Genomic DNA, 6,965 nt, shown 5'->3' on the forward strand with positions numbered 1-6,965 from the left:
TTGGAAGTCCTCATTCATTTTGCTCTGGGCTGAAGCCCAGAGTTATGTGGATTCGTGCCTACGGCTCGTAACTTTCTGCTCCTTAGACCTGACAGGTTTCCAAAACCTGTCAGGTTTAAAGGTTACTCTTCATGTATTTTGCTATATAGCTGAAACTTTGGCCAGGACTTCTAAACTCCAAACTCTCAAATCTTAGTGAATCTTGCTCTTTGACCACAGTCAAAGACTAGATGAACTTAGACCCTCGTGACGCAAGGAACGGGGCACTTAAAAACTTAAATAACCAATAAACCTAAAGAATAATTAGAATGTCCTCAACCTCAACCTTGACCTCAACCTTGAGTCTTAGAACTCCATTCCTCTAATAAGTAATCAGATAAACGAAGGAGCTTGAATTCAGCGAGTTCTGATAGATAGACATTCATTTAGGATGATACCTTCTTTAGGAACGATTCATAAGAAACCCTTTTTCCGTTGTCCAGTTCTTCAATTCCTTTTTTGATTTCTTCTTGTTCTGCAACGCTCAATTCATCCCAGAAATCAGGCTGTTCTTTCTTTACAAAATCAGCAACACGTTGGATAAACTCAGAATTTTCATTCTCCAGTATGACTTTCAGTAATTCGAGTTTTGTTTTTTGAATATCCATCTTCGGTTACTTTGAAACAAATTTATGAAAAATAAAAGTGGTTGTTGCTTAGCATTTACTCAGCTCCACAATCCTGCAAACAACCTAATTCTAACCTTAATGCCCTTTAACTTCATAGTGGTTGAAAAAAGTGAGCGACAGCGAACTCGCTGCGTGCGCTGCGTTAATGCAGAGCTAACATCAAAAAAACTTTGCGTTCGCTGCGTTACCAAAAATCACAATTAGAACTTCTCTCGACTACTGACGCTTGCGGTCAGCACTTCCAGCTCGACCTAAACCTTCAAAAACCCCTTTATATTTTAATTTTTAAATACTATATTTCAAACCATCATGACAAAAAAAGAATTTTCACTTCCGGGAGCTGAAGGTAGGCCGTTTGCTGTGGATTTACGGTACGATCAGGGTAAAGAAAAGCAACCCATAATCGTTTTTCTTCATGGCTTTAAAGGTTTTAAAGATTGGGGACATTTCAATCTGCTCGCAGATGCATTTGCCGATAAAGGCTTTGCTTATTTGAAATTCAATTTTTCACACAACGGTACCAGTGTTGAAAATCCGACAGACTTTGTCGATTTAGATGCCTTTGGTCACAACACTTTTGAAAAGGAGCTTTTAGATTTACAAACGGTGTTGAGCTACATTGAGGATAGCGATCAGCTTCCACCGAATATCGACAGAAACAAAATCTACTTGTTGGCTCACAGCAGGGGGGGAGCCATTGCCATCATTACGGCTGCTCAGGATAATCGTGTAGATAAGGTGGCAACAATGTCGAGCATCAGCGATTTGGAAAAACGCTTCTCAGAAAAACAGTTCAACGATTTTGAAGAGAAAGGTTTAACGGAAATACCCAATTCACGCACGAATCAAATCATGCCGCTTCACCGCGATCTGATCGATGAATACCGTAAAAAGAACGAGAAACTCAATATCCTGAAGAATGCATCAGAGCTGAAAGTTCCTCAATTGATTATTCACGCAGGAAGTGATGAAACAGTTGGAGTTGACGAAGCAAAAGACATTCAAAAAGCCAACCCGCAAGCGAAGCTCGAAATTATTGAAGGTGCTTCACACGTGTATGGAGGCAAACACCCGTGGGACAAAGAAACCTTGCCTGAACATTCTCAAAGGGTAGTGGATCTTGTAGGTGAATTTTATCTATAAACTAAAGAAAAAGTGTAATTTGGAGAAAGTACCAAAAAATGGTATTTTTGAGTAAACGTTAGAGACTATGAGCAAAAACACATCAATATCACTAGGTAATTATTTTGACCAATTTGTTAATAGTCAAGTATCTGCTGGACGCTACAAAAATGTCAGCGAAGTAATTAGAGCTGGACTTCGGCTTTTGGAAAACGAAGAGAGTAAAGTTATTGCTCTTAGAAACGCTATTCAGGAAGGAGAAGACAGCGGAATTGCTCACGATTTTGATCCAGAAAAACATCTTCAGGAGTTAAAAGCTAGACGTAAGAAAAATGGCTAAATATGAACTGACTAATAAAGCTGTTGAGGATTTGACTGGAATTTGGGAATACACGATTGACGAGTGGTCTGAACCACAAGCTGATAGATATTATAACTTGCTATTGGATAGTTGCCAGGACATTGCAAATAACCCCGATTTAGGAAAAAACTACCCTGAAATAGCCAATGATTTATTTGGACTTAAGACGAGCAGGCACATCATTTTCTACAGAAAAAGAATTAACCAACCGATTGAAATAACGAGAATTTTACACGATAGAATGGATTTAAAAAATAGGATTATTGAATAAAAACCATTCTTCGCTACACCACTACCACGCGATTTTATCGCGGGGTTTATAAGTAAATCTCAGTATTTCACGGATTGCTAGAAGGTTCCAGGTAATTGAAAAGTGCCGTTAGGCACGGGTAACATCTATCTCCGGGTGATAACCCGGAGCCAAAGTGTTCAAACAAGACCTTGAGTGCCGTAGGTACGATTCACTTTAAAAAGTATGGTTTTTCAATTATTCTGTGGTCCGTGCTTACAGCACTCGTTGGAAGTCTGCATTCATCTTTTGCTCTGGGCTGAAGCCCAGAGTTATGTGGATTCGTGCCTACGGCACTTAACATCTGACCAAAGACCTGACAGGTTTTGGAAACCTGTCAGGTCTAAACTACATGCACATATCAAATGAACATAAATTGGTCTGGTTGGCTAAAAAACTCTCAATAGCTTACCTCCAAAACTGTAACAACTTAAGTACTCAACGATTCCAAATTACCATTAGAACGCTCTCGACCTCGGCCTCAAACCTTGACAGCACTTCACTTTTAATAGTTAAGATTTTTTGGACATAAAAAAAGCCTGACAAGATTTTGTCAGGCTATCTGTGAGCGGTCCGGACGAGATACTGATGAAGCTTTCGCTTGTCAGTATTCCTGACATATCAGCCAAGCTGATATCGTCAGGAACTCGAACTGTGACTTTGAATTTTATTAAATACTTCTTGATTAACCAGACCTATATCATATTTATTCATAAATATTAAAAGCCTTTGTCTACTTAGGTTTTTAAGCTTTCTTTCAAGAGTCATTGCTTTAGAAGCAGACTTTTTTTCTGTAGTCCAAATTAAACTCCAGGGAGCACCAAATTTTGTACTAATCTCTCTCCCACTGTTGTGTCGGTTAATGCGTTCTTCAAGATTGTTGGTATATACTTTATAGAACTTATCTACAGAAAATGAATATAACACATAAACATGGTAAGACATATGTTCAAAGGTAATACCAGAAAGGCTTATCAGAAAAGAAGAGAAACAAAAAAAGCCTGACAAGATTTTGTCAGGCTAACTGTGAGCGGTCCGGACGAGACTCGAACTCGCGACCTCCTGCGTGACAGGCAGGCATTCTAACCAACTGAACTACCGGACCTTTTTCGGTGGCACAAATGTAAGATAATTTATCTTTATGCAAACAACTTTTCAAAAAGTTTTTTCTGCTGTATTCCGCGCTGTGTGCGGCTTAAATCATCATTTCAAAGTGCCGTTCCCTCGTTGGGAGCGACAAAAGTAATTCAATTTTCATTTTCTCCAAGAGGATTGAAAAAATTTTAGATCATTTTTTTGCGCCTCGCCAGGTAGGCCATTAATATCTTGCTGAATCCCTGATTGATATCAGCTTCAACAAAATCGACTTTATTTTGATGACAGCGCAACTTCAATTCTTCCTTGTAGCTCTTGAGTTGCTTGCGGTATTCGTCCTTGATTTCTGACGGATTCAACTTCACTACTTCCCCACTCTCCATATCCACGAATTTATACGGACGGTTATCGTACTCAAAATCGATTTCGTGGTTTTGATCTACAGTGTGAAAGAGAATGACTTCGTGTTTGTTGAATCGCAGGTGCTGTAGCGCTGAAAACAGCTTGTCGAGGCCCGCTTCGCTGCTCTCGAACATATCAGAGAAAATCACAACAACTGAGCGTTTATTAATGCGTTCGGCTAATTCGTGTAGTGCGCTGGCGGCTGCGGTGGAACGGCTCTGACCGTCATAATCCAGTTTTTCTTCGAGCAGGTAGTACAGATAATTGAGGTGACGCTGCGATAATTTAGCCGGGGTGATCTCGCGGACTTCCTCATCGAAGAGTCCCAATCCAACTGCATCGCGCTGTGTACGCAAAAGATGAATGAGGGCAGCAGCCGCTTTCACAGAAAAACTGAACTTGGTCTCCTCCCCGTCTTTTGGAAAATACATGCTCGATGATTGATCGATGAGAATGTGACAACGAAGGTTAGTTTCCTCCTCATAGCGCTTGGTGTAGAGCTTTTCGGTTTTGCCGAAGAGCTTCCAGTCGATGTGTCGTGTGCTTTCACCGTTGTTATAGGCCCGGTGTTCAGCAAACTCTACTGAAAAACCGTGGTACGGACTGCGGTGAAGGCCTGTAATAAAACCCTCAACAACCTGTCGTGCCAGGAACTCGAGTTTTCCAAATTGCCTAACGGCTCTGTCGTTGAACTGACTCATGTTTCAAATGTAGTAACAAAAGGGTGTATCAAAAGGCAAACATCCAAAAATATAAATAGCTGATGATTGGAGGATGTTAATCCAACTTCATCAGCTATTTATACTATTAAGGGTAAGCCTTTTAAAACCGAAAAAAGAAATTTTCGGTTTTGATACACCCTTCTAATCTTCAATATCTAAATTTACAGTTGAGCATCGAGCTTCGATGACAATGCTTCTTTAGAAGCTGCACCAACTTGCTTATCCACTACTTCACCGTTTTTGATAACAAGCAATGTTGGAATTGAACGAATTCCGAATTTACCGGCAACACCGGGATTTTCGTCAACGTTTACTTTTCCAATAACAGCTTTTCCTTCGTATTCACCGGCCATTTCTTCAACAACTGGTCCCACCATGCGGCAAGGTCCGCACCATTCAGCCCAAAAGTCTACTAATACCGGTTTATCTGATTTTAATACAGTTTCTTCAAAATTTCCGTCTGTGATTTCTAATGCCATAATAGTATGTATTTCAAAAATTCAAATTCAAAAATAAGATTACAAATCTATTACCAATGTCTGTTTTATGACAAATTGGCTTCTTTATTGTTTTTATCAAACTATCAATTCAACTTATAATGCACGTGATCCCAACGTTCCAGCTCTTCAATTAGCTCGTTTGAAATGTTCACTCTCACCGTGCGAGACATCAAATTTAACTTGATTTTTTCGTCCCTGTCATACACGTTAACAATCACTTTACAATTTCCTTTGTTTTCGGTCAGAACCCGATCCAGGTCATCGACAGTTTGCTCGGTTATCGATCCCAACTCCATGTTGATGTTGAGCGTTTGAGCCAGTTTCTCCCTGAGTTCTGACAGTAATTCCATTTGCGCAATGCGAAAGCTGAAATTGTCAGTATCCTCGTTTTTCCTTCTCCACTTCTCTACTTTTCCTTTGATGAAAAGGAAATAATCTTTTTCCAGCATTGGTTTGAACTTGAGGTAATCATCTCCGAATAGCACAAACTCAAAGCTCTCACTGTAATCCTCAACCATGAACTTACCAAAAGGTTTACCGCGGCCGGTTGTAAGGTGTTTGACATCTGTTACGATACCCGCAACACGCATCTCCTTGTTGACATATTCTTCAATCTTGTTCAGAGCCGAAAGCTCGTAAGTACAAAAGTGCTTGATCTCAAGATTGTAGTCATCGAGCGGATGGCCGGAAATATAAACGCCCACAATTTCTTTTTCGCGTCTCAGTTTGGCAAGTGTATTCCACTCTTCAGCTTCCGGAACCTGTGGTTCAGGAATGTCAACTTCACTGGCTTCTCCAAAAAGCGAAACCTGTGATGAGTTTTTGCTCTCCTGGAAGTTGTTTCCGAACCGGATGACATTTTCCAAAAAGTAGCGTCCGTTATCCTCAGCAAAATACTGCGCGCGATGCACTCCGGGAAACGAGTCAAATGCTCCCCCGAGAGCCAAACTCTCAAACGCTTTCTTATTGCACGCTTTGAGATTCACCCGCTTGGCAAAATCAAAGATCGATTGATACGCGCCTTCCTCTTCGCGTTCCTCCACGATGGCTCTGACCGCGCCATCTCCAACACCTTTCAAGGCTCCGAGTCCAAATCGGATCTCTCCTTTTTCGTTAACTGTAAACTTGAGTTTAGATTCGTTGACATCAGGGCCCAGAACCTTCACTCCCATTCGTCTGCACTCTTCCATGAAGAACGTCACCTGCGAAATATCGTTCATGTTGTTACTCAACACAGATGCCATGTACTCGGCAGGGAAATGTGCTTTTAGGTAAGCTGTTTGGTAAGCTACCCAGGCGTAACAAGTTGAGTGTGACTTGTTAAAGGCATAAGAAGCAAATGCTTCCCAGTCTTTCCAAACCTTTTCGAGCGTTTCCTTGTCGTGGCCGCGTTCTTCACCCTGGTTGAGGAACTGTGGTTTCAGTTTGGCGAGAAGATCAAATTTCTTCTTACCCATCGCTTTACGCAGTGTATCGGCCTCACCTTTCGTGAATCCGGCAAGCTTTTGCGAGAGCAACATCACCTGCTCCTGGTAAACCGTAATTCCATAGGTTTCTTCCAGGTACTCCTGCATATCGGGCAGATCGTACTTGATTTCCTCCTGACCGTGTTTACGTTTAATGAAAGACGGAATGTATTCCAGCGGTCCCGGACGATACAGAGCGTTCATCGCTATGAGATCTGCAAAGGTTGTGGGTTTGAGATCACGCATGTATTTCTGCATACCGCGCGATTCGTACTGGAAAATCCCAACTGTTTCTCCGCGCTGGAAAAGTTCGTACGTTTTTTCATCATCCAGCGGAAAC

The 6,965-nt window shown here is 41.2% G+C and carries 8 protein-coding genes and 1 tRNA gene; 3 read left to right on the top strand and 6 right to left on the bottom strand.

The window, feature by feature from the left end:
- Positions 1-425 precede the first annotated feature (425 nt).
- Positions 426-647: a hypothetical protein gene (locus RI557_RS11025; protein WP_310668270.1), complete on the bottom strand. Its 222-nt coding sequence runs from the start codon at positions 645-647 to the stop codon at positions 426-428.
- Between the two features lie 330 nt (positions 648-977).
- On the opposite strand from RI557_RS11025, the gene RI557_RS11030 reads away from it, so the two are divergent.
- The 3 genes from RI557_RS11030 to RI557_RS11040 all read left to right on the top strand — a co-directional run bounded on the left by RI557_RS11030 (position 978) and on the right by RI557_RS11040 (position 2,422).
- A complete protein-coding gene (locus RI557_RS11030) occupies positions 978-1,811 on the top strand; it encodes an alpha/beta fold hydrolase (protein ID WP_310668269.1) in 834 nt (277 codons plus the stop codon).
- Positions 1,812-1,878: 67 nt separating this feature from the next.
- Positions 1,879-2,130, top strand: a complete 252-nt coding sequence (locus RI557_RS11035) for a type II toxin-antitoxin system ParD family antitoxin (protein WP_310668268.1) — start codon at positions 1,879-1,881, stop codon at positions 2,128-2,130.
- The gene (locus RI557_RS11040; RefSeq protein ID WP_310668267.1) at positions 2,123-2,422 is read left to right on the top strand and encodes a type II toxin-antitoxin system RelE/ParE family toxin; all 300 of its coding nucleotides are present in this window, start codon (positions 2,123-2,125) and stop codon (positions 2,420-2,422) included. Before RI557_RS11035 ends, RI557_RS11040 begins: the two co-directional genes overlap by 8 nt.
- Positions 2,423-3,079: 657 nt before the next feature.
- On the opposite strand, the gene RI557_RS11045 is transcribed toward RI557_RS11040, so the two are convergent.
- The 5 genes from RI557_RS11045 to dnaE all read right to left on the bottom strand — a co-directional run.
- Positions 3,080-3,385, bottom strand: coding sequence for a GIY-YIG nuclease family protein (locus RI557_RS11045; protein ID WP_310683795.1), 306 nt, complete (start codon positions 3,383-3,385; stop codon positions 3,080-3,082).
- Between the two features lie 86 nt (positions 3,386-3,471).
- Positions 3,472-3,545: transfer RNA gene (locus tag RI557_RS11050), tRNA-Asp, on the bottom strand.
- A 178-nt stretch (positions 3,546-3,723) separates the two neighbouring features.
- A complete protein-coding gene (locus tag RI557_RS11055) occupies positions 3,724-4,638 on the bottom strand; it encodes a DUF58 domain-containing protein (RefSeq protein WP_310668008.1) in 915 nt (304 codons plus the stop codon).
- A gap of 182 nt (positions 4,639-4,820) precedes the next feature.
- Positions 4,821-5,138, bottom strand: coding sequence for a thioredoxin (trxA, locus tag RI557_RS11060; RefSeq protein WP_310668007.1), 318 nt, complete (start codon positions 5,136-5,138; stop codon positions 4,821-4,823).
- A gap of 104 nt (positions 5,139-5,242) precedes the next feature.
- Positions 5,243-6,965: DNA polymerase III subunit alpha (dnaE, locus tag RI557_RS11065; RefSeq protein WP_310683793.1), on the bottom strand; the 1,723-nt coding region annotated here is incomplete at its 5' end.

The organism is Salibacter sp. (genome assembly GCF_031581065.1).
GTDB lineage: Bacteria > Bacteroidota > Bacteroidia > Flavobacteriales_G > Salibacteraceae > Salibacter.

Excerpts from the sequence above, each read along its gene's own strand:
- RI557_RS11025 (WP_310668270.1), bottom strand. The coding sequence starts at position 647 with ATGGATATTCAAAAAACAAAACTCGAATTACTGAAAGTCATACTGGAG.
- RI557_RS11030 (WP_310668269.1), top strand. The coding sequence starts at position 978 with ATGACAAAAAAAGAATTTTCACTTCCGGGAGCTGAAGGTAGGCCGTTT.
- RI557_RS11035 (WP_310668268.1), top strand. The coding sequence starts at position 1,879 with ATGAGCAAAAACACATCAATATCACTAGGTAATTATTTTGACCAATTT.
- RI557_RS11040 (WP_310668267.1), top strand. The coding sequence starts at position 2,123 with ATGGCTAAATATGAACTGACTAATAAAGCTGTTGAGGATTTGACTGGA.
- RI557_RS11045 (WP_310683795.1), bottom strand. The coding sequence starts at position 3,385 with ATGTCTTACCATGTTTATGTGTTATATTCATTTTCTGTAGATAAGTTC.
- RI557_RS11055 (WP_310668008.1), bottom strand. The coding sequence starts at position 4,638 with ATGAGTCAGTTCAACGACAGAGCCGTTAGGCAATTTGGAAAACTCGAG.
- trxA (WP_310668007.1), bottom strand. The coding sequence starts at position 5,138 with ATGGCATTAGAAATCACAGACGGAAATTTTGAAGAAACTGTATTAAAA.